19 protein-coding genes are annotated in these 20,603 nt (G+C 60.2%); 4 read left to right on the top strand and 15 right to left on the bottom strand.

All coding sequences use genetic code 11. The annotated features are described in order from the left end of the window. The 6 genes from asnB to NKH37_RS18730 all read right to left on the bottom strand — a co-directional run bounded on the left by asnB (position 1) and on the right by NKH37_RS18730 (position 7,409). On the bottom strand, positions 1 to 1,998 hold the full coding sequence (gene asnB, locus NKH37_RS18705) for an asparagine synthase (glutamine-hydrolyzing) (RefSeq protein ID WP_352639484.1): 1,998 nt from the start codon (positions 1,996 to 1,998) through the stop codon (positions 1 to 3). A gap of 4 nt (positions 1,999 to 2,002) precedes the next feature. Then, complete coding sequence (locus NKH37_RS18710; protein WP_023718567.1) at positions 2,003 to 3,259, bottom strand: O-antigen ligase family protein; 1,257 nt, start codon at positions 3,257 to 3,259, stop codon at positions 2,003 to 2,005. After that, positions 3,256 to 4,479 (bottom strand): glycosyltransferase family 4 protein, encoded by a 1,224-nt coding sequence (locus tag NKH37_RS18715; RefSeq protein WP_352484586.1) that lies wholly within the window; start codon positions 4,477 to 4,479, stop codon positions 3,256 to 3,258. The genes NKH37_RS18710 and NKH37_RS18715 overlap by 4 nt, the downstream gene beginning before the upstream one ends. A gap of 337 nt (positions 4,480 to 4,816) precedes the next feature. Continuing rightward, positions 4,817 to 5,050, bottom strand: a complete 234-nt coding sequence (locus NKH37_RS18720; protein ID WP_084642590.1) for a Trm112 family protein — start codon at positions 5,048 to 5,050, stop codon at positions 4,817 to 4,819. A 278-nt stretch (positions 5,051 to 5,328) separates the two neighbouring features. Continuing rightward, positions 5,329 to 6,609, bottom strand: coding sequence for a hypothetical protein (locus NKH37_RS18725; protein ID WP_502895817.1), 1,281 nt, complete (start codon positions 6,607 to 6,609; stop codon positions 5,329 to 5,331). A gap of 89 nt (positions 6,610 to 6,698) precedes the next feature. Continuing rightward, positions 6,699 to 7,409 (bottom strand): AAA family ATPase, encoded by a 711-nt coding sequence (locus NKH37_RS18730; RefSeq protein WP_023718570.1) that lies wholly within the window; start codon positions 7,407 to 7,409, stop codon positions 6,699 to 6,701. 493 nt (positions 7,410 to 7,902) lie between these two features. Between NKH37_RS18730 and NKH37_RS18735 the strand changes: the two genes are divergently transcribed. From NKH37_RS18735 to NKH37_RS18745, 3 genes are all read left to right on the top strand, one after another. Next, positions 7,903 to 8,688, top strand: a complete 786-nt coding sequence (locus NKH37_RS18735; RefSeq protein ID WP_353003666.1) for a class I SAM-dependent methyltransferase — start codon at positions 7,903 to 7,905, stop codon at positions 8,686 to 8,688. Between the two features lie 64 nt (positions 8,689 to 8,752). After that, complete coding sequence (locus NKH37_RS18740; protein WP_352844753.1) at positions 8,753 to 9,862, top strand: acyltransferase family protein; 1,110 nt, start codon at positions 8,753 to 8,755, stop codon at positions 9,860 to 9,862. Positions 9,863 to 10,243: 381 nt separating this feature from the next. Beyond that, on the top strand, positions 10,244 to 12,403 hold the full coding sequence (locus NKH37_RS18745; protein WP_353003668.1) for a hypothetical protein: 2,160 nt from the start codon (positions 10,244 to 10,246) through the stop codon (positions 12,401 to 12,403). 167 nt (positions 12,404 to 12,570) lie between these two features. Here the strand turns inward: NKH37_RS18745 and NKH37_RS18750 are convergent, their stop codons facing one another. Then, a complete protein-coding gene (locus NKH37_RS18750) occupies positions 12,571 to 13,554 on the bottom strand; it encodes an aldo/keto reductase (RefSeq protein ID WP_353003670.1) in 984 nt (327 codons plus the stop codon). Positions 13,555 to 13,564: 10 nt separating this feature from the next. Then, complete coding sequence (locus tag NKH37_RS18755; RefSeq protein ID WP_352494508.1) at positions 13,565 to 13,720, bottom strand: YjiS-like domain-containing protein; 156 nt, start codon at positions 13,718 to 13,720, stop codon at positions 13,565 to 13,567. Positions 13,721 to 13,955: 235 nt separating this feature from the next. Between NKH37_RS18755 and NKH37_RS18760 the strand changes: the two genes are divergently transcribed. Next, positions 13,956 to 14,825, top strand: a complete 870-nt coding sequence (locus NKH37_RS18760) for a LysR family transcriptional regulator (RefSeq protein ID WP_353003671.1) — start codon at positions 13,956 to 13,958, stop codon at positions 14,823 to 14,825. 154 nt (positions 14,826 to 14,979) lie between these two features. On the opposite strand, the gene NKH37_RS18765 is transcribed toward NKH37_RS18760, so the two are convergent. From NKH37_RS18765 to NKH37_RS18795, 7 genes are all read right to left on the bottom strand, one after another. Then, positions 14,980 to 15,789: an MBL fold metallo-hydrolase gene (locus tag NKH37_RS18765; protein ID WP_353003673.1), complete on the bottom strand. Its 810-nt coding sequence runs from the start codon at positions 15,787 to 15,789 to the stop codon at positions 14,980 to 14,982. A 184-nt stretch (positions 15,790 to 15,973) separates the two neighbouring features. Then, positions 15,974 to 16,189 (bottom strand): YdeI/OmpD-associated family protein, encoded by a 216-nt coding sequence (locus NKH37_RS18770; protein ID WP_353003675.1) that lies wholly within the window; start codon positions 16,187 to 16,189, stop codon positions 15,974 to 15,976. Positions 16,190 to 16,235: 46 nt separating this feature from the next. Beyond that, on the bottom strand, positions 16,236 to 17,030 hold the full coding sequence (locus NKH37_RS18775) for a helix-turn-helix domain-containing protein (RefSeq protein WP_353003678.1): 795 nt from the start codon (positions 17,028 to 17,030) through the stop codon (positions 16,236 to 16,238). Positions 17,031 to 17,105: 75 nt separating this feature from the next. Beyond that, complete coding sequence (locus NKH37_RS18780) at positions 17,106 to 17,450, bottom strand: hypothetical protein (protein ID WP_023718579.1); 345 nt, start codon at positions 17,448 to 17,450, stop codon at positions 17,106 to 17,108. A 144-nt stretch (positions 17,451 to 17,594) separates the two neighbouring features. After that, entirely contained in the window at positions 17,595 to 18,365 is a 771-nt protein-coding gene (locus tag NKH37_RS18785; protein ID WP_353003680.1) for a type 1 glutamine amidotransferase domain-containing protein, read from the bottom strand. Further along, on the bottom strand, positions 18,362 to 19,861 hold the full coding sequence (locus tag NKH37_RS18790; RefSeq protein ID WP_353041271.1) for an aldehyde dehydrogenase family protein: 1,500 nt from the start codon (positions 19,859 to 19,861) through the stop codon (positions 18,362 to 18,364). The genes NKH37_RS18785 and NKH37_RS18790 overlap by 4 nt, the downstream gene beginning before the upstream one ends. After that, positions 19,858 to 20,499 carry an NADPH-dependent F420 reductase gene (locus NKH37_RS18795; protein WP_352589410.1) on the bottom strand — a complete coding sequence of 214 codons (642 nt, stop codon included), beginning with the start codon at positions 20,497 to 20,499 and terminating at the stop codon, positions 19,858 to 19,860. The genes NKH37_RS18790 and NKH37_RS18795 overlap by 4 nt, the downstream gene beginning before the upstream one ends. Between the last annotated feature and the right edge of the window lie 104 nt (positions 20,500 to 20,603).

Below are 20,603 nucleotides of genomic sequence, written 5' to 3' on the forward strand. Positions count from 1 at the left end.
TTATACTCCTGTCAGTTCGAGCACTGTAGACATGCCCGTTGCCGGCCCTGGGGGCCGCCCGGCCTCGTTGCGCCAGGCCTGGAACATCAATGCGGGCCACAAATCACGAGAATGGTCCTGTCTTCCGTCAAGGTGGTCGCGCCAGCACATCGCGACCTTCGCAAAGTCGAAGATCCCATCTCCGGAGAGGCGCATATCGGCGACCAGATCGCTGGCCCAGTCGCGCAACGGGCCTCTCAGCCAGACCGCTATGGGAACATCGAAACCCTGCTTCGGCCGGTCGATCAGCCGTTGCGGAAGATAGCGGCTCAGCAACTGACGAAGTATCCACTTGCCTTTGCCATTGCGAACCTTCGCATGTGCGGGCAGCCGCCAAGCGAATTCGACAACCCGATGGTCGAGAAGCGGGCACCGGCCCTCGAGGCTGTTGGCCATGCTGGCACGGTCCAACTTCACCAGTATATCGTCGGGCAGGTAGCCGGCCATGTCGTCGTACAAGAGACGGGACAGCAGGCCATCAAGCCGGGGTGACTCTTGAATTGATGTGGACGGCTTGTGGAGTGTGAGGCTCTCGGTCGATACTCCGGTCAGCCGTTGATACAATTCGTCCTCATCTGCTGCGGCGAGCAGCCGAGCGAGGCGGTGCAGCCGATCGCTCCGCAGCGCGAGCCGTGCACTCGCCGAAAGCGGCAGCTTGCTGACGAGATCGTAGCGCGCCGCACGGGCCAGCAATTCGACCCCTGCAGCAAGCGTGTGACGCAGCGGCGACGGCAGCGCATGCTGTCGTTTCAACCGCGCCGCCATGAAGTGGCGGGCGTAACCGGCGAAGCATTCATCGCCACCGTCGCCTGACAGGGCCACGGTAACATGCTGGCGGGCGAGCCGCGCCACCAGCAAAGTTGGTATCTGCGATTCGTCGGCGAACGGCTCGTCCCAGATCTGCGGCAATTCTGGAATGACCTCGCGCGCAGCGGCGGCCGAAAGGTGTAGTTCAGTATGATTGGTGCCCAGATGCCGCGCAACCTCCGCGGCGTGGGGAGCCTCATCAAACCCGCCTTCTCCGAAAGCAATCGTGAATGTGCGCACCGGCTTCGGCGACTGAGCCTGCATCAGCGCCACAACGGCGGAGCTGTCGATGCCACCAGACAGAAAGGCACCCAGCGGCACATCGGCTACCATGCGTTCCCGAACGGCAAGTCGCAGCAGGTCGTCGAGTTCGTCGGTCAGTTCTTCGTCGGTGCCGGCGATTGGATTCAGTCGACCGTTCGCGGCGACTTCAGGCAGCGACCACCAGTGTCGGACGCGTTGCGAAAGGGATGCGGCACTGCGCGCCTCGGCAAAATCTGCCGCCGTCACAGACAGAACCGAGCTAGGAGGTAACTTGAATACGCCTTGCCAGATGCAACTGTTACCCGGCACCCATCCCTTCGAAAGCATCGTCGCAGCCGCGTCGAGATCGAGCTCCTGACAGAACCCTGGAAAACGATTGATCGCCTTCAACTCGGAGGCAAAAACAAGCGCATCGCGTGTTGCAGCAACATAGAGCGGCTTTTTGCCCATTCGGTCGCGGGCGAGATGGAGGGTCCTGGTCTTCAGATCCCACAATCCAAATGCGAACATGCCAGCGAGGCGCGTCAGTGCGGTGTCGAGACCCCAACTCTCGATTGCGCACAGCATGACTTCGGTATCGCTGGCGCCACGGAACCGATGGCCAGCGCCTTCAAGTTCGCGGCGCAGATCGCGGAAATTGTAGATCTCGCCGTTGAACGTAATGGCATATCGGCCACTTGCCGAATGCATTGGTTGGCGTCCCGCCTCCGATAGATCGACGATAGCCAAACGCCTGTGGCCGAAGGCGATGCCGGCTTCACGGTTGACCCAGAAGCCTTCACCATCAGGCCCGCGATGACGAAGGCCCGTCGTCATCTGCCCTATGGCCGTGAGCGGCCTGGCACTGGCTGCATCGGGTGCAAGGAGAATTCCGGCAATCCCACACATGCCATCACCTCCGGTCGCTCGAGGTTGCCGAAACCGTTTGCGGCGTTCCGGCAACAAGGCAAATGGTCAGCGCAAACCACACGATTGGATGGCGGATGATCAGATGTGGCATCCCGAAGATAACGATCGACACGACGAGCACGAACAGGGCATCGAGCTTTGCACGCCATGCGCATAAAGCCGCCGCGCCGACAATCCAGGCCAGGGCTAGGACCGCAATCAAACCACCTTGAGTGTATAGATCGAGAATCGTGTTGTGAGCCTCGAAAGGCCGGGGCAGAAACTGGCTGTAGGAAATGGGCGGGCGCTCCAGATGCGGCCCAGGACCAAGGCCCAGGGATCCTGACGTCAGGCCCTTGCCCAATGCATCTCCCCAGAGATGGAGGCGAAGTGCGGCGGTTTCGGCGGTTGCGTCGCCGCCCTTGTCCTTGGTGAGACTTAAGGCGAACTGTTCGACGCTGCCCGCTTCCGTGAGAATGTAGGGCGTCATCGACAAGGCCAACGGAAGGAAGCCAATCATCAACAGGAGGGTAACTTGCCGGGAAAAGCTGGCCTTGCCGTCACCGGTTGCGAGCCATGTCCGAACCCGCAGCCCAAGAAATATCAAGCAGGCCAGGACCGTCGTGTACAGATAGGTATCACTCTTCGTCAGCCTTCCGATATAGATGGTCAGGATAAGGCTGCTGAGCCCGGCCAATCTCGCCCACGGATTGCTTGTGGTCGTCGCAAGATGCAAGGCGAATGGGCCAAAGAGTGCACAATAGAGCGCGAGCTGGTTCGGGTTCTCGGACCAGCCGCGGAAGCGATCCCAGTACCACGGATCGACGCCGGATTGGTGGATCCAACCCCATCCAAGTGCCAGCTGAACAATAAAGCCTGCATTCGCGATCGCGACCACCCACCAGGCAGTACTGCGCAGATGACGATCAGCCTCGGGCTCCGCGGCGGCTAGGCAGGTGACGCAGATCAGCAGCAGGTAGGCTATCATATCGTGCATCACCACCGACAGGTACAGCACCGTGGTCAGATAGCCGACGATGGTGCCAATCCCCAGAGCAAGCGTCATGATCAGCCAGAAGCCCGCGACACGGATCAGGGCGGGCCTGACTACCAAATGACCGCCGGCGAGCACCCGGCCGATCGACAGCATGATCCAAAGCGCGAGAAACAGCTCGCCATAGCCGAGTGGCACTCCCGGAATGGTGAGCTGCGCCGCATAGGACATCGCAACGCCGCAGGCCAGCAACGCGTCGCGGATCATCGGCGCGCTCCACCCAATGCGCGGTTTGCAGCAGCCTCTTCAAGCAACGCGGGCGACGCCGGTCGAGCGAAGCCGCCATGGGATTTGGCGCTAAGGACATTGTCGTAGAGATCGCAATATTGCTCGACCACCCAGGGCAGCGAGAACTGCGTCCGGACCAGCTCGACAGAGCGAGCGCCCATGGTCCTTCCTTTCCGGCGGTCGGACAAGAGGTCTATAATTCGAGATGCAAGGCTGTTCGGATCGTGCGGTGGGACGAGATGGCCGTTCCATCCGTCTTCGACCACCTCATTGCAGCCAGGCATCCTTGAGGCGACGATAGGCAATCCTGCAAGCCCTGCCTCCAGCAGGACGCGCGGAATCCCTTCGCGATATTGTGTCGGAAAGGCGAACAGATCGGCCATGCCAAGCAGGGCAGGAACGTCGCGTCGTGGGCCCAAGGCGATGACATGGGGCGCATGTCGATCAATCTCCGCCTTGTCCACCGCAAATGGGCCCTCGGATTCCAATGGCCCGACAAGCACGAAACGGGCATCGGGCCTTTCAGCCAAAATGCGAGGGACTGCCTTGAGGAGTGTCGGGATGCCTTTCTGGCGAGTTAGCCGGCCGACAAAAATTACGATCTCGGCGGATTGGAGCCCAAGCTCCTCGCGCATTTTCATCGCCGACGGGGCAAGATGCCTTGCCATGGCGAACGCATCGACGTCGATTCCAGAACTGCGGATCACTCGTCCGCTGCCACGTATGATCAGTCGGTAGCGTTCAAAGAATGACTGATCGTCCCGATTTTGGAACACCGTAGCGGCCGTCCATAAGGACGAAAGCCATTGCAGTCCGCAAAAGATTGGGCGCAGGGCCAGGGCGCGCGGTTCCAGGGACGAGAACGTCCAGCCCAGACCGTTGATTGTGCGCACGACTGGAACGCTCCCGCGCACCGCAAGTGGCGTCACCAGGTTGGGCTTGGTGTCGAAGCTTTGGATAATATCCGGCCGGAGTTCCGCCATCAGCTTTCGAATGGTTTTGATGGCGGCCCATTCCCCGCTGCTGCTGGAAAAGCGGTCGAAACCGTAGCTGCGATGCGGAATGCCATGCCGCAGGAATGCGGCTTCACCGCCGCTCGAAACCGCAGTAACCTGGAATCCCTTCTCTCGCAGCGACATCAGGAAGGGGATTCGCAGGGCGTGATCCTCGCCTCCAACACACACGAGGTGCGGATTCATCCTGCGTCTCCTGACCGTTCGCCGTAGCCCGATCGCGCGAAGTGGCCGGCCGTTGAATTTGCTTTCATAGTGTTGGTTTCGTTACCCATCACGCCCAAGATCACGGTAGGGGCAGGCCTTGCCACTGTCCTCGTCTGTTTGAATGACACACACCGTGTCCCGGAAACGGATCGCCGTGCCCAGCCGGTTCAGGTAGCCGCGCGTTGCATCAAAAAGGTCGGCACTGCCCAGATGCCCGAGCACGGAGTGGTCCGTTGACAAACGGCTCGCGCTCCGCGGCACTTTCCTGTCTTGGTGCTGGTTGCCGTCGGAATGCCGCCTAATTTGCGCGGCTAGCTCATCCTCTGGATGCGCGAAGTTTGACCACGCGGGAGATGATCGCCCGTGCCTCCGATGCTAGCAGGATCGGAATGCCGTCGCGTACCGGGTAGGCAAGTCCTGCGCTCTTCGATACGAGTTCGTCGCGATCCCCATCCCAGGCAAGTGAGCCTTTGGTCACTGGGCATACTAACCGTTTCAACAACTCAGGATTGAAAGAGGCATTCTCTTCGGCTCGCCTATCCGCATCCATCTGCTATTCCTTTCTCGGCTCCGACGCGAGCGTCTTTCGCACAAAAGCCATCACCCGACGTTCGAGTCATTTCTGTAAATCGTAGAGTTCCGGCAAGTGTCATAAGCCTTGCAAACTGCACTTTCACGGTAGGTGCAGGCTTGGCCACCTGTCGTCGTCTGTTTGAATGAATTGACATTGAACGGAGCTGCGTGGCGGCGAAGTTGGAGGTGAGGTGTTGAACGCACAATGGGTAAGCACGATCGGAGACAACCGTGATAGGTGACCGGAAGGTTTCGTTATTGAAGACCGCTCGCGGTTAATGCTCTCGAGCCAGTGTTTGACCGTTCCGGCCAGTCAATACGGGCGACGAAATCGTAAACCGGACCGCCGGGTACTCCCCAATTGCTTGACCAGACCACCTGTGAACCGTCTGGGGACGGCGAGGCGTGGGTCTCACTCCAGTAGTCGAATGGAGCGTTCTTCGTCTGCACAATACGTCGAACCTCTCCGCTGCCGTCGATGCGCAGCGCGATGACTTCCCGCGCATACGGCGCCCAATTCGGATATTTCGATACTTCGTCCGGGTCGCCGGAATAGCTAAGGAACACCCAACCCGGCCTGTCCAGTGACCTGAGCGATGCATGCTGTGCTTCGCCATATCTCATCAGCGAGGTGACTTTCCCATCTGACAGCCTTCGCTTGATCACCTGGAATATGTCCGGATCGGATTTACTGATCCCCACATAGATTTCGCTGCCGTCGGCATCGACCGTCATGTCCCCATGGCCAGGCCGATGATGCTCGGTCCATTTTTGGCGCAGAACGCCGTCAACCGAAAAGATGAACGTCTGTTCAGTTTCGTCTTTTAGGTACTGAATGCATAAGATGTTGACGCCTAGCGGCGAAATTGAGCAGGCGCTGTTGGTCCCGACAAGCTGTGCGAGATCGATTTCCGGAAACTTCCGCCGCTGTTTGAGATCGTAGGCAAAGACGACCGCTTTGCCGTCCCCGCGAACCGCGCGCACGGCTATACGGCTGCCGTCACGGCTCGGATTCCCTTTATAAGGGCCGAACTGGAGATCGCTACTGTCAGTCGAAACAAACAGGACCTCCTCATGATTGGTGCGTGGCGCCCACGTCGAGATTTTCCGACCACCGACGCAGATCATCAGGTCGGGATCGCGAGGGTGCCATTCGCATTCGATCGATCGAACACGGCGAAAAAGCGGAGCGTAGGTGCGCCCATCCAGGAAGCATAAGCCGCCGCAGCCGTTGCTGATGACAAGAAGGCTCTGATCCGAATTCCAGGCCTGAGCGCTCGAATAGCGGTGGCTGCAATATTTGCTCCCGCATGCGATGCCGGCGCCGAGGATTCCGGGTTTGGTTATTCGCGTGAAAGTTGTGCCAAATGCCGCATCCTTCGCCGCGTGCAGGTAATCCGGCAGGTCCATAGCCACTGGCGCGATGAACTTTGTCGATGCGACGTCCTCTCCACTCACCGCCCCGTGCATATATATGGACGTCGCGCTGGCAGCTAGCGTCAACGCCAAGACAGTTTGGTAGCAAAAAAAGCGCATGTCATGTCAACTCACGCGGTTCCGTCTCAATAGTTCGATTTCCGTTTCTATTGGATACCTTCTTCTCGACGCTTCAAAACCGTATCTCTCTAAGCTTCAACCCTTTTAAATTTCGCCCGCGCCGCGCCAAACTTGTCGATTACTCCACGCGCTATTATTTCGGTGGCGGCAGCGAGCCCGTCTGAATCTAAGCTTTCAACGCAAGTTGTCGGTACCGGGAACGATCCAAGTTGTTCCTCGATAAGATTAACGTGGTCGATATGATCAAGACTGCTCTGCAGATCAACTTCGAGGAACTTCTGAATGATGCCGAGATTACGCCGGCGTTCCCTCAACCGCGCCTCTAGAATCTCTCGTGGCGCCTGCAATCGGACAAGCAGGTCCGGTTTGGGTAGAAGCTCTAGGGCGCACGACACCCTTTCACGATCCGTTATGCCGCTGAACAAAACCAGCGAGCACACGAATTGCACCATACCCTGGTCAAAAATTGAGATCGTGTCCTTGGACGCTATTGCCGCGCGCCAGGCTTGTAGAAGAGCTTCAAGATGCCAGTTCAGACGAGCCGCCCACAGCTCATTCTTGGGTGGAAGGATCTTAAGCACTTCTGCACCGAGAGAACGCTGTCCAATCCACTTTGAATGCAAGCCGGAAACTAGTTTGAAGGCGGCTCTTCTAACCGGGTGTCGACGGTCGCCGGTCTGCAAAACAACAGAGTAGCCCTGAGCTCGCAGAACGTGCACCAGCTCGCACGCCAACGTCGTCTTACCAGCACCGGACGGCCCAAATAGCTCCAAGATCATCTTTCAATCCAGACTGAGGGAAGCCTTCCGGCAGTGATGTTATGTCCATTTGCTGAAGCGAACGCCCATCTCTTCCCGGGATGTCTAGCCGACGAGCCAGGAATTCGCGCCATCCGTATGAATGACGGTGTGGTCACGTTAGGATATCGACGAAGGCCATAATCGTGAATGGAAGGAGTGCGTTTCGGTCACTATCCTTCCCGATTGCCCTTCCATCCGTTTGCCGTTCCGTCCCGACAGGGCTGTGCAGTAGCCCTATGCCCCAGCGCACCTCCACGGGGGCTCAGTAGTCATAAGTTCGGCATGTCTCATCCGTTCGGGGGATGCGAGACACCCAGCCTTCTGGAAACCTTACCTCTGCGATGGACCCATCCAGAACTGATCTTTTGCCGCCTCTATCGCCAATAGAACAGCTTGGTGGGGCATCCAATGAATATGTTGGACAAAAAAATCTTCGATTCCATCTCAGGAGAAATCGTATGAAAGCGGGCAGATGAGCGAGGACCTCAAGTCATATCCGTCAGCAGGGGCTACAGCCGCTATGCCTACTAGTTACGACGCCGAAGTCGCGGCCGCGGCCTATGATCTCCCAACAAAGCAGAGATATCAGGATCCCAGCTTTGCGAGCTGGTACCTGGACGGATATGCAGGCCGCTTGAAGCTGTCTACAATTGCATCCTACGTCATTGCGCGACGGGAGCAGCGCTGCATCGCCAAGGCGCTGGCGAGGTGCAGCCCGCCTCCATCTCAGGTGCTCGATATCCCATGCGGAACCGGGAAGCTGGCTGGCGTGCTGGGCCGGCATGATTGTCAGGTGCTGGCTGCAGACATTTCAATGGAAATGATGGCCCTGGCTAAGTCAGCATATGAAGGTCAGTCCGGATTTCGGGGATTCATCCGATGTGACGTGACGCAACTGCCGTTCGCTGACGAAAGCTTTGACACGGTGGTCTGTCTTCGCCTCATCCATCTTATCCCGCCACATCTCAGGCGCGACATTATCATGGAGCTCGCGCGCGTTGCCAGCCGCCGTCTGATCGTATCCTACGGCGTTGGCACCCGCCTCCAGAGAATGCGACTAAGGCTGCGGAAGATAATCACCGGAAGGCTGTCGGCGCCTCATCCCGTCAATCTTAACGTTGCACGACAGGATTTCGCAGAGGCGGGGCTCGAGCTGGTACGCTCTTTCAGCGTCCTCCGGTTCCTGTCCTGCGAGCAGCTGTTCGTACTTGAGAAGGTAAAGGCGTGGCCTGCCGCCGGTTTGCAGCCTTCGCGTTAGCACTGGCATTGCGGATCAAGCCGCTGATGGGTGTCAAAAGCTGAAACGGCGACGGGAGGTGGCTGTGGAACCGGCAGGCAAAGCCATTCCGGCGCGCATGGCATCACTCGACCTGCTGCGCTTGGCCGCAGCCCTCGCGGTCGTGCTCTATCATTATCTTTTTGGCGGCGCGATCGCCGGAAGTCTCGATGTGGAATATCCTGCCGCAGCACCTTACGCCATCTATGGCTATCTCGGCGTCAATCTGTTTTTCCTGATCAGCGGTTTCGTCATCGCGTGGTCGGCCGAAGGTCGAACCTGGCAGGAATTCGCGGTCGCCCGCTTCGCCCGGCTTTATCCCGGATTCCTCGTCTGCATGACCGCAACTTTTGTTGTTCTCGTCGTCGCCAAAGACCAGCGTTTTCCGACCGATATTGCGACCTATGTAGCCAATCTCTCTATGTTCGCCCGCCTCTTCGGCAGACCATCCATGGATGGGGCCTACTGGTCGATCATGCTCGAGATCCTGTTCTACGGCTGGGTTGCAGTGCTGATTTTTGCGGGTGCCTTTCAGCGCTGGAAAATACCTATCGCTGCCATCTGGCTCGCAATTTCGGCAAGCAACGAGTTCTTCTTTGAGAACACGGTGATACGCATTCTCTTTATTACAAACTATGCGCCTTTGTTTGCCGCCGGCATCCTCGCGGAAGACATCGTTGCAAGGGGCCGTTCGCCGGCTGCGTTCCTGCTTCTTGCCGTCGCATTCCTGGTGTCTTGCCAGACCATAATCTTCTCTCACAACTGGATGCATGAGCACTTTGGCGCTGCCATTTCGTATCCAGCTCTCCTCGCCGCCAATATAGTGATCTACGGAGTCTTCTCTGGCGCGATACTGCTCCGCTCGGTGATTGCTCCATCCAAGGTTGTCATGATGCTCGGAGGATTGACTTATCCGCTGTATCTTTTGCATCAGTATATTGGCTACATCTCGCTTAACGCGCTGGCGCCGCATGTCGGAAAGAACGCCGCATTCTTCGTTGTCTTTGCCGGGACTCTTCTTGCCTCTTTTCTCGTCTGGCGCTTCATCGAGACGCCGGTACGCAAGCCGCTCGTTCGCGCTCTGGTGTCTGGGATATATCGCCTTGCACCAGCCTCGCAGCCAATCCGGCCAACCTCGTCCGCACGAACATCGTGATCAGAGGCGCTCGGCGGGTGTCCCAGAAAGATTCGCGTTAATCGCGAAACACCGGGGTATCCGGGCTTGGCACGCTGTACGGCACACTGGATGTGTCCCGCTTCCGGTTTCATTGACGGCTCAGCCGATTCCCTAGCACCCCGCATGACGAGGCTTCAAGAGCAGCGAAGCGCACTCCAAATAGCGCACGCCAGGTCCGGCACATGGCGCAAGACTCTCTTGCGACCTGGCACCGCATCGAAGGGCTTATCGGGGAGAAGGTCGCACTGTGTGTATCAACTTACGATCAAAGTTTCTCTCACGGGGTGCCGGTATGTGATTTGGCGCTAATATACGCAGTCTGTAGGTAGGGCGCTGTCGAAACAGAAAAAGGAATATTGGATGACAACTCTGCATTACACGTCAGGTGGATCGGGCACGGAAATTGCACAAGCCGGATTCAATCTGGCTGACGTTTCATCCGTTGACCAACTCAATGCGCTGCCGGACGGTATGAAAGGCATGGTCTATCTGAACGAAACCGACGGAGTAACCTCCTCCTTTGTCGACAAGGTCACGCCCTTCATCGGTAATCCAAAGCTGTTCGGATTCTTCCTGGTTGACGAGCCGGATCCCACCGGCCAATGGGGTACCTACGCCTCTGCCGCAAATCTGAAGGCAGAATCCGACTGGATTCATTCCAATGTGCCGGATGCCAAGACCTATATCACAATGATGAGCCTGGGGACGTCGGCGAATCCAGATTTTTCGAACACCTACAATCCCGCCAGTACGGGTATCGATTACTACGGCGTGGATGTTTATCCTGTCCGCACGGATGGCGCGGTCGACTACAACATGATCGACAAATTCGTCGCCGCCGCTCAGGCATCGGGCATCCCGACGAGCCAGATCATTCCAGGCTACCAGACGTTTGGAGGTGGCGACTATAACACCGACATGGGTGGCAAATATGTCGTGCCCACCGCCACCCAGATGGAAACCATGATGGACCACTGGGCCAAGCTGGTTCCGTCACCCGCCTTCGACTACGCATACGCCTGGGGTTCGCAGCGAGGCGACACAGCGTTGGAGAGCTCTTCGGAACTGCAGGCCGTTTTCCGGGAACACAATCTCAGCACTGGAGGGACTGCTCCTGCCGAAGCCGCGGCTACTGATCCCAGTTCTACGGCGAGCATCCCTTCCGAAGCCACTGCCAGCGATGGCACCTCGACTGTCACCTCCCCTCCCGAAGCCACCGCCGGCGACAGCACCTCGACTGCCATCGCCCCTTCCGAAGCCACCACCGGCGATAGCGCCTCGACTGCCACGGCCCCGTCCGAGGCCACCCCCAGCGATAGCGCCTCAACTGCCACGGCCCCGTCCGAGGCCACCCCCAGCGACAGCGCCTCAACTGCCACGGCCCCGTCCGAGGCCACCCCCAGCGATGGCGCCTCAACTGCCCCTGCCGAGGCCACCACCGGCGATAGCGCCTCGATTGCCACGGCCCCGTCCGAGGCCACCCCCAGCGACAGCACCTCGACTGCCACCGCCCCTTCCGGGGCCACCCCCAGCGACAGCACCTCGGCTGCCACCGCCCCTTCCGGGGCCATCACCGGCGATAGCAGCTCGACTGCGACTGCCCCTGCCGAGACCACTACCGGCGATAGCAATCATAGCAAGACCGCGCTTTCGCACCTCCTCGCTGGCAATAGCAGTTCGACCGACACCGCCGCCTCCACAAGCGATGGTAGTGATAGCAAGACCGCGCTTTCGCATCTCCTCGCCGGCAATGGCCGTTCGACTGATACCGCCGCTTCCAGCGCCACCACAAGCGATGGCAGTCATGGCAAGACCGCGCTTTCGCACCTCCTCGCCAGCGACGGCAGTTCGACGGCGGCCGCCGCTTCCGGCGCCACCACAAGCGATGGCAGTGATAGCAAGACCGCGCTTTCGCATCTCCTCGCCGGCAATGGCAGTTCGACCGATACCGCCGCTTCCGGCGCCACCATCAGCGATGGCAGTCATGGCAAGACCGCGCTTTCGCACCTCCTCGCCAGCGACGGCAGTTCGACTGACACCACCCACGATAATGCCGGCGACAAGGTAAGCGAGGGCAGCAGCGTTGACCGCATATTGGCTGCGTTGAACCATTCTCTTTCGGCCGGCTCGGAGCTTCTCCCGACCAACGACCCGTCCGACACAACGGCAACCAGCCTGGTTCGCCACGGGTTCGCGCAGACAGTCCAGCCCGATGAAAATGTCGGCGCCCAGGCAAAAAATGGCGCCGCCGAGATCATGTCCGGCCACGGAGGCAACGACGCCTTCGACTTCAGCAAGCTCCAGGACAAGCTCCACCTCGATCAACCCGCTCTTACCGAGCTTAAGTCGGGCGGGCTTTCATTGCATGCTTCCTCTGCTGATACGGCCGCCGATGATGGTTCCCACCACATCATCTTTGACAGTACAACCGGATCGCTCTCTATCGACAGCGATGAAGTCGGCGGCGCAGCTCAAGCGCAGCTCGCTACCCATTTCCCGTGGCAGCATCAGTCTTTGTGATCTGAAAACCCGGAGCGGCGGACCTTCAAATGGAGTCGGGTCCGCCGCTCCGTCTTTGTTCAATTGCGCCACGGAAGCTTGGCCAAGGGAAGATAAGATACCGGCGGACATCGGAGAGATCGAAGTTGGTCGGCATCATCACCAATGCGAATTTCGGATTCGCAACACTAAGCGGTCTCGGCAATTTTCAGCACGGCGTCGATCTCGGCCATCACCGCTGCCGGCAGCGGCCCTCTTTCCAGCGCACCGAGATTGTCCGCGACCTGCTCGGGCCGCGTGAAGCCGGGAACCGGCAAGGCGATTGCCGACTTGGCGAGGATCCAGCCGAGCGCACCCTGCGCAAGCGTGCGTCCGCCCGAGGTGAGCAGGTCGCGGATTGCCGAGAGCCTTGACAGATACTGCGGGTTGGCGGCGCCATCCCTGAAAAACACCATCCAATCGGCATTCCCGCCGCGCACGTCATCGGTGGGCAGCCTCATGGCCGGCGTGTATTTGCCGGTGAGCAGTCCCATTGCCAGCGGCAGCCGGCTGAACGAGACGAGGTTCTCGCGCGCCGCAACGGCCATCAGCTCGTTCGCCGGGGTAAACACATTGAAGTCGTTCTCTACGGCGACGAAACCCTCGCGCGGCGCGTAGGCTGCAAGCCGTTCGCAGTGATCGGTGCTCCAGCCGAAGCCGCCAATCTTGCCCTCCTGGCGCAACAGGCCGAGCGTATCGAACACCTCGCCGGCGCGTTCGATCGGATATTCGTTGATGTGTAGCAGCACGACGTCGACAAAATCGCGCTGCAGGCGCTGCTGCGAATTGTCGATCGATGTCCGGATCGCCGCGGCAGAGGCATCCTCGGGAGCGATCTTGCGCGTTTCGGGATCGCCGAAATAGCCGACCTTGGTGACGATGACGGCTTCGTCCCTGCCCTTCAACGCCCGCCCGAGGATTAGTTCGGCATTGCCGGCGCCATAGGCGGCAGCCGTGTCGAACACCCGCGCGCCGATGTCATAGGCCATCGCCAGCGCGGCTTGCGACCTGATATCGTCGACCTCGCCATAGATTGTCGCCGTATCGCGCCAGCGCGCGGCGCCACCCGCCGCCCAGGTGCCGATCCCGATGCGCGGCACCGATCGGCCATCCCAAAGCTCCATCATCTCCATGCCCGTTTCCTCAACGGCGCAGGCTGGCGTGGCGGGCACGCTCGCGGATCTCATCGCGGGAAATGCCGGCATCCACCAGTGTGCTGTCCGGGGCCTGCCTCAAGCTCGCAAGCGTCTGGCGATAGGCAATCCAGCGGGTGAAACGGTATCGAAGTTCATACAACATGGTCGTCTCCTTTGGCACGCAGAATGCCCGCGCGCCTGGGTTGATCGAAAGCGCAAAGCATCTGCGCGAATCGCATGCGCGATCGAAAAGATGGCGCTCGCTTCTTGGCCAGCCGAGGCGCTCATCACTGTCCCGTAAGGCAAGATTATCCAACGCCTCCAATGCCTGCATACTTGCGCGTGATGCCCGCTTCGCGCTACAGCCACGGTCGCAAGGAGTTTTTCGTTTCTGCAAAATGGATATCGGCTGGGACGATCTCAGGTTGTTTCTCGACGTTGCGCGGCTGGGCGGCTTGAGCGCAGCGACGGGAACCACGCGCCTCAGCGCAGCCACCCTTGGACGACGCGTCACCGCGCTCGAAAAGCAGATTGGCGAACCGCTGTTCGTGCGCCAGCAGACCGGCTACCGGCTGACCCCGGTCGGGGAAGAACTGCTGCGGCGCGCCGAAGACGTGGAGGCAGCAATGCAGTCGCTGACCCGCTGGCGCGAGGGAAACCTGCCCGACCGTATTGTCCGCATCTCGGCCGGGCCGTGGACCTCGGCCTTCGTTTCCGCCCATATCGGCGAGATCTGGACGGTCGATGATGGCATAAGGGTGGAGTTCGTCACCACCACCGACCGGGTCGACATCGGCCGCCGTGCCGCCGACATCGGCATCCGCAGCGAGCGCCCGACCGAGCAGTGGCTGGCCGGCCGTCTGAGCGGCAAGGTCGCCCACGCCATTTATTCCGGACGCCGCCTGATCAACGGCATCGCCGCCGGATTGTTCGTCGGCGTCACCGGCGAAGGGGCAAACATTGCCTCGGCGCGCTGGCTGCAAGCCCACCACGGCGACCGCATCGCCGTTCGCGGCAACAACACCCATTCGGTGCGCGAACTGGTAGCCGCCGGCGCCGGCCTTTCGATCTTTCCGTGCTTCGTCGGTGACAGTGATCCGCGGCTGGTTCGCGTCGCTCAGCCTATCCCCGAACTCGAAACCGACCAATGGATCGCCACCCATCACGAGGAACGTCACTCGCCGCCGGTACGAAAAGTCGCCGACCGGATTGTCGCCTTGATGCGGGCGCACCAGCCGCTGTTTCGTGGCGAGACGCCGTTCCGGTAAGCCTCAGGTGTCGATCGGCCGCAGTGGATCAAAAATACTTTGGTGGGCCGGACGAGATGCCGCTGCCGTTGAGGACGCCGGAGTGCGGCGCGCTGCTCGTCGGGATCCTTGCCTTGGGCGGAGAGAGCGGTATAACCGATCAGCCCCACGCTGCCTATCCGGTCACTTGTCCTTCTGCCGGCTCATAACCGTATGCTTCGCCCTTGCGCACCACGCGACCGATGCCCGGCCAGCCAAGGTGCGCGCCGGCGATCCACGTCCCCGCCTCGGCCGCGTCACTGAAAACCTTTAGGCGGGTTGCGCGCGCGGTCAGCTGATCGTCGTCATAGCCCCAACTGAACGCGGGATTGCCGAACTGCAAGGCCGGCACATGAACGATGTCCCCGAAGAATAGGAAACGGTCCTCGTCCGTGTCGAACGCGTAGCCGGTATGGCCGGCAGCATGACCGGGCAGGGCGACCGCCCTCAATCGCTCACCCACCTGGTCGCCATTCTGGACGGGCTTCAGCAGGGGCCGGAACTGCGCAAGGTGCGCGTAAGCGAAAAAGCTCTCCACAGCCGCCTCGGGAATTACGATCGCCTTCAAGTTTGGAAAGAGCGCTCGGCCGTCGGGGGTCAAAAGTCCGTGCACATGATCCTGATGGGCGTGGGTGAGCGCCAAGACCGTGATCGAACCCGGGTCAATCTTGGCTTCCGCCATGGCCTGCTCAAGACGCCCCACTGTCAGGGCCCAGCCTCCTCCTCCGCTGTCGATAAGAACGCCGTCAACGCCTGGACCTGCGAGGGCGAAGCAATTGACAGACAGGCGAAGCGCCCCTGCCTGCGCAGCTTGCGGCACCGGATTATCCTGCGGATCCCGCAGAAGGTCCGCCGGCATTTCGATGTAACCGTCCGAGAGCGACCAGACGCGCCACCGTCCCGACGTGCTGCCGAGCACGTTGCTGCTTTGCGATGTCACGATCATAAGGCCACCTGCCGCAAACGAAAATGGAGGATAGGTTCGATTGTCACTATTGGCTCTCTGCATCCTCTAAACAAAGTCGTGGGGAAACCGGTGAAGATCAATGCGGAAAGCATCCGATCTCGATAGGCCACGGATTGGAAAATGATCGTTGACCGGTCTGCTGGCTTCGTGGCGATGCCAGCTCTTATTGCATGCCCATGTAGATTCCTCCCTTCGTAAGCTCGTCAATCATCTGGTTTATGCGCTTTCGGCGTGTTTCCGGGTGACGGGCGCGCTCGATCCAGTGCAAGTAATCATTGCGCTGATAGGGAGGCCGTTGCTTGAAAGCAGGCATCAGATTTGCGGCCTCGAGCTCTGCACGCAAACTGTCGGGCATTTTAGCCAACGGACGTTTCAGCAAATCACGTCTCCGCCATTCGAATCCTGATGCTGGAATAGATCACAAGTCAGCCCTCGCGCCTGCGAGACCGCAGCCGGCCTGGCGACAGCCCTTTCAATCGGGTCACGACGCGATTCATATGGGCCTGGTGAGTGAAACCCGCGTGCTGAGCAATCTCGGCCAGCGGCAGATCGCTATTTTCCAAAAGCTCGACCGCGCGATCAACGCGGCGGCGTAAAATGAATTGATGTACCGGCAATTGCGTCGCCTCGCGAAAGGCGGCGGTGAAGGCGCGTCGTGGCATTCCCGAGATTCCGGCAAGATGGTCGATCGAGACCCCCTTTTCCAGATCGCCGTCAATCGCAGCGAGGACCCGGTCGAACCGCTGCGAGGTCAGGAGCGGAGATTTCTGCCGCCGCTGGCGTGCATGCCCGAGACGGAGCAGGTTCACGAAAATCAGGCCCAGCGTCCATTCACGGACGATGGCATTGGCTGGCGGGTCGCCTTCGAGGCGTCGGCACAACTCGGCCACCAGCGAATCGCGTATCGGTCGATCGGTCAGGATCACCAGGTCCTCAACGGTCCCGGCTGCGGATACCAGGAGCCTTGACGCCAGCGCGGAGTCAACGGTGATCATCGTCAGCTCTCGCGGCTCCTCGATCTTGAACCGCGTGGCCCGCTCGGGAAGACTGAGCAGCAGATCACCGGGGCGCGTGAAGACGCGCCGCAGCCCGCGGCCAAGATCGATCTCTGCATAGGATGAACCGCTGCGAATCACACGCAGCTGAACGACTCCGGCCGGTGCATGGCGATAGTCGCCGGCAGGAAAGAACAACCTCTTTGCACTTGCCGCGGTCACCATCGTTGTACCGGGCGTCCGGACGCAAGTTCCTCCAGGACTTCGATGATCGATCGCCGCATCCTCGATCCTTGACGCCTACACTTTTGCCCGTTTGACTGGTCCACCAGGGGCATCATTTGCCAGGGCAGTCAGGTCACCGATCCGGGGCACAAAGATGTTGTGCAGTGTCTGGGTCATAATGGTCATTTCACGCTGAATTTGCAGTTCCTGTGCGGCGGGAAACAATGTGTCCTGCAAGAAGAGTTCCAGGCCTGCCTTGTCGTCCCATATCTCGATGATGCGATAGCCATCGTCGGTGGCATGCGCGATGTGCTGGTAGATGCCGCCAGCGGGCCGTTTCTCCACGCCGATCCGATCGAGGATGCGGCTATAATCTTCGGCCGTCAGGCCGGCAATATCAAGTGTCGTCACTACGGCCATGGTTCATCCTCGCTGCTGATAGTGGTTGTTTGAAGTGGAGTTCTTGGACGGGCCCCGAATCTATTGGGCCGATGTCGTTTGGCATCGCTGTCCTGACCGCGAGTTTGACTCCCGAAGTTCACCCACAGGAGCGGCCTTTGGTCCTCAGCCACCGAGCGCCTCGATGACAAGACGGGCGGTCGCCGCTCCGGAGAAGTTCTGCTGGCCGGTGATCAAATTGCCGTCGCGCACGGCAAAATCGCGCCACAGCCCGGCCTGAATATAGTTCGCGCCGAGCGCACGCATCTCATCCTCGATCCGCCATGGCATCAGATGCGTACCGTGCGGCAGCGCGCCCATCTCCCAGACGGCATTATCGGCGAAGTCTTCCTCGACATTGGCGAAACCTGTGACAGTGCGCCCTTTGGCCAGCAGCTCGCCGGTTGAGAGGCGCGCGTAGCGCAGCAGCGCGACGCCATGACACAAGGCGGCCGCGACCTTGCCGGCCGCAAAAAAGGCGACGAACAGCCGCTGCAACTCAGTCGCGCCTTGGAAGGTGAACATCGGCGCCTGGCCGCCAGCGACGACGATCGCGTCGAACGCGTCGAACGACAGCTCTGCGATGGGCCGGGTCGTCTCCACCAGCGCCGCCAGTTTCGGCGTCGACAGGAAACCGAGCGAGATCAGATCCGTATCCGAATAGCCGGACGGATCACGCGGGTCGCTCAACGCATCCGCCTCGCATTTGCCGCCCTCAGGCGAGAAGATCGCGACTTCGTATCCGCGCTCCGTGAAGGCGAGCCAGGGATGAGTTAACTCGCTCCACCAAAACCCGACCGGCCAGCCTGTGGTGGTTGATACAGCCGGGTTTGAAAGGACCATCGCGACCCGCTTTGAATGCAGCGGGTCGAGTGGGTTGGGATCACGCACGCTCATCGCGCCATCTCGACTGGTTCGCCAAGATTCGCCCAAATCGTCTTGTATTGGGTGTAGCTTTCCCACGCCTCGCGGCCCTGCTCGCGGCCATAGCCGCTCATCTTGAAGCCTCCGAACGGCGCATTAGGATGGTACTTGTGCCAGCAGTTCAGCCAGACCGTGCCTGCCTTGATCCGGTCGGCGAGCCGCAAGGCGCGGCCGAGATCGCTGGTCTGGATGCCCGAGGCGAGCCCGTAGCTCGTGTCGTTTGCGATCCGGATCGCGTCCTCCTCGCTGTCGAATGGAATCACCGGCAGGACGGGGCCGAAAATCTCTTCGCGCGATATCCTTAGGTCGTTGGTCGCATCGGCGAAGATAGTCGGCTCGACGAAAAGGCCCTTGCCGTTGACCTGGCGGGTGCCGCCGCCCGCGGTCAGTCGCGCGGTGCGCTTGCCCTCTTCGATATAGCTCAAGACCTTGTCATACTCGCCGCGCGACGCGATCGGCCCGATCATCGTCGCAGGGTCCAGCGGATCGCCGAGCGTCGCCGACTTCGCCATGGCGCTCAGCTTCTCGACGACCTCGTCATAGCAGGCGCGTTCGACCAGCAGGCGCGATCCGGCCACGCAGACTTCGCCCTTGTTCCAGAAGATGCCCCAGAAGGCTGCCTGTATCGCGGCATCGATATCGGCATCGGCGAAAACGATATTGGGACTCTTGCCGCCGAGCTCCATGGTCAGGTGTTTCATCGTCCCGGCACCGTTGCGCATGATGCCCTGGCCAACGGCGGTCGACCCGGTGAAGGCGATCTTGTCGACGCGGGCATCGTTGACCAGCGCGTCGCCGATGGTGCCGCCTGGGCCGGTGACGAGATTGTAGACGCCTGGCGGCACGCCTGCGTCGAGGATGACTTGCGCCAAGGCGAGGGCCGTCAGAGGCGTGTCGGTCGCAGGCTTGTGAACGACCGTGTTACCCGCCGCGAGTGCCGGCGCGATCTTCGAACAGGACAGCGCGAGGGGAAAATTGAACGGGGTGATCGCAGCGACCACGCCGAGCGGCTCACGCCGCGTCAGGATCCTGATATTTGGTTCGTAGCTGGTACGATAGGCGCCGTCCATTGCGCTCATGGCGAGCCCGCCATGAAAGCGGAACAGTCCCGAGCAGTGCGGCATGATGATATCGCGGAAATCGCGATAGGGCATACCCATGTCCATCGCCTCGCGCACCGCGAAATCCTCGGCGCGCTCGTCCAACAGATCGGCGATGCGGAACAGGACCTTCGCGCGCTCCTCATGATGCATCCGCGCCCAGGGTTCTTGCTCGAAAGCCCGCCGCGCGGCCGCGACGGCATCGCTTGTGTCGGTGACGCCAGCCTTCGCAATATTGGTGATCGCCGCCTCCGTGGTCGGATCAAAAGTCGTCGACGTCTCGCCACTGACAGCATCGCGCCATTGGCCATCGATCAGCAGACGTCCTACTGGAATCGCCTTGCGCCGCGCGGGTAGATAATCAGTCATGAACCGGTCCCGTCCTGTCGAATGAGATTGAAGGAAATTCTCGGCCCCATCCCGCGCCGATAGGCGAGTTGGACCAATAGCAGCATCATCGGCTCGATCAGGCGCGAGGCCGTGAGATCGCCGACATCGACCGGCATTGTCGGTAGATCGGCGAGAAGCCGGCAAATCGCCGCCTTGGCATCTGCGTCATTGCCGGCGACATAGCTCGTTACCGGATCGCCGTTGAGACGCGGATCATCCCTGTCAAGCAATTCGGCAAAGGTCGGAATGCACTTGACGACAAGCGCGCCCGGCGCGAGCCTCTGAACCTCCTCGCCTACCGACGTCGTAGTGCCGACCAGCATCGTGGAAAGATCAGGCGCGACTGCATTGGTATTGTCCCAGACGATCTTGCCCGACAAATCGCCAAGCGCGTCCATTGCCAACTCGAGAGCCGGCCATGGCGTCGCCAGGGCAATTACGTCGGCCCATCTCGCCACTTCGTCAGGGGCACCGAAGTCAACACGGAGGGTTGCCGCGATTGCGCGCAACTTGCCTTCGTCACGACTGAAGCTGAGGCGAATTTCGTGCCCGGCGAGGCCAAGACATTTCGCCAAGGCCTTGCCGAGCGAGCCTGGTCCGATGATCGCAACTTTCACAACTGCCTCCCGACACGCGGTCGGGCTTGCCTAGCACCATTGCAGTCGCGCTTATTTCACGAATTGCCCTTGCACGATCGGGCGCACTCGTCACATGGATCGGC

The organism is Mesorhizobium sp. M1217 (assembly GCF_040318275.1).
GTDB lineage: Bacteria > Pseudomonadota > Alphaproteobacteria > Rhizobiales > Rhizobiaceae > Mesorhizobium.

What these genes read in the sequence shown, in the direction of transcription:
- NKH37_RS18745 (WP_353003668.1), top strand. Translation starts at nt 10,244, where the DNA reads ATGACAACTCTGCATTACACGTCAGGTGGATCGGGCACGGAAATTGCA.
- NKH37_RS18760 (WP_353003671.1), top strand. Translation starts at nt 13,956, where the DNA reads ATGGATATCGGCTGGGACGATCTCAGGTTGTTTCTCGACGTTGCGCGG.
- NKH37_RS18780 (WP_023718579.1), bottom strand. Translation starts at nt 17,450, where the DNA reads ATGGCCGTAGTGACGACACTTGATATTGCCGGCCTGACGGCCGAAGAT.
- NKH37_RS18720 (WP_084642590.1), bottom strand. Translation starts at nt 5,050, where the DNA reads ATGGATGCGGATAGGCGAGCCGAAGAGAATGCCTCTTTCAATCCTGAG.
- NKH37_RS18775 (WP_353003678.1), bottom strand. Translation starts at nt 17,030, where the DNA reads ATGGTGACCGCGGCAAGTGCAAAGAGGTTGTTCTTTCCTGCCGGCGAC.
- NKH37_RS18725 (WP_502895817.1), bottom strand. Translation starts at nt 6,609, where the DNA reads ATGCGCTTTTTTTGCTACCAAACTGTCTTGGCGTTGACGCTAGCTGCC.
- NKH37_RS18790 (WP_353041271.1), bottom strand. Translation starts at nt 19,861, where the DNA reads ATGACTGATTATCTACCCGCGCGGCGCAAGGCGATTCCAGTAGGACGT.
- NKH37_RS18755 (WP_352494508.1), bottom strand. Translation starts at nt 13,720, where the DNA reads ATGTTGTATGAACTTCGATACCGTTTCACCCGCTGGATTGCCTATCGC.
- NKH37_RS18765 (WP_353003673.1), bottom strand. Translation starts at nt 15,789, where the DNA reads ATGATCGTGACATCGCAAAGCAGCAACGTGCTCGGCAGCACGTCGGGA.
- NKH37_RS18710 (WP_023718567.1), bottom strand. Translation starts at nt 3,259, where the DNA reads ATGATCCGCGACGCGTTGCTGGCCTGCGGCGTTGCGATGTCCTATGCG.
- NKH37_RS18750 (WP_353003670.1), bottom strand. Translation starts at nt 13,554, where the DNA reads ATGGAGATGATGGAGCTTTGGGATGGCCGATCGGTGCCGCGCATCGGG.
- NKH37_RS18785 (WP_353003680.1), bottom strand. Translation starts at nt 18,365, where the DNA reads ATGAGCGTGCGTGATCCCAACCCACTCGACCCGCTGCATTCAAAGCGG.
- NKH37_RS18730 (WP_023718570.1), bottom strand. Translation starts at nt 7,409, where the DNA reads ATGATCTTGGAGCTATTTGGGCCGTCCGGTGCTGGTAAGACGACGTTG.
- asnB (WP_352639484.1), bottom strand. Translation starts at nt 1,998, where the DNA reads ATGTGTGGGATTGCCGGAATTCTCCTTGCACCCGATGCAGCCAGTGCC.
- NKH37_RS18715 (WP_352484586.1), bottom strand. Translation starts at nt 4,479, where the DNA reads ATGAATCCGCACCTCGTGTGTGTTGGAGGCGAGGATCACGCCCTGCGA.
- NKH37_RS18735 (WP_353003666.1), top strand. Translation starts at nt 7,903, where the DNA reads ATGAGCGAGGACCTCAAGTCATATCCGTCAGCAGGGGCTACAGCCGCT.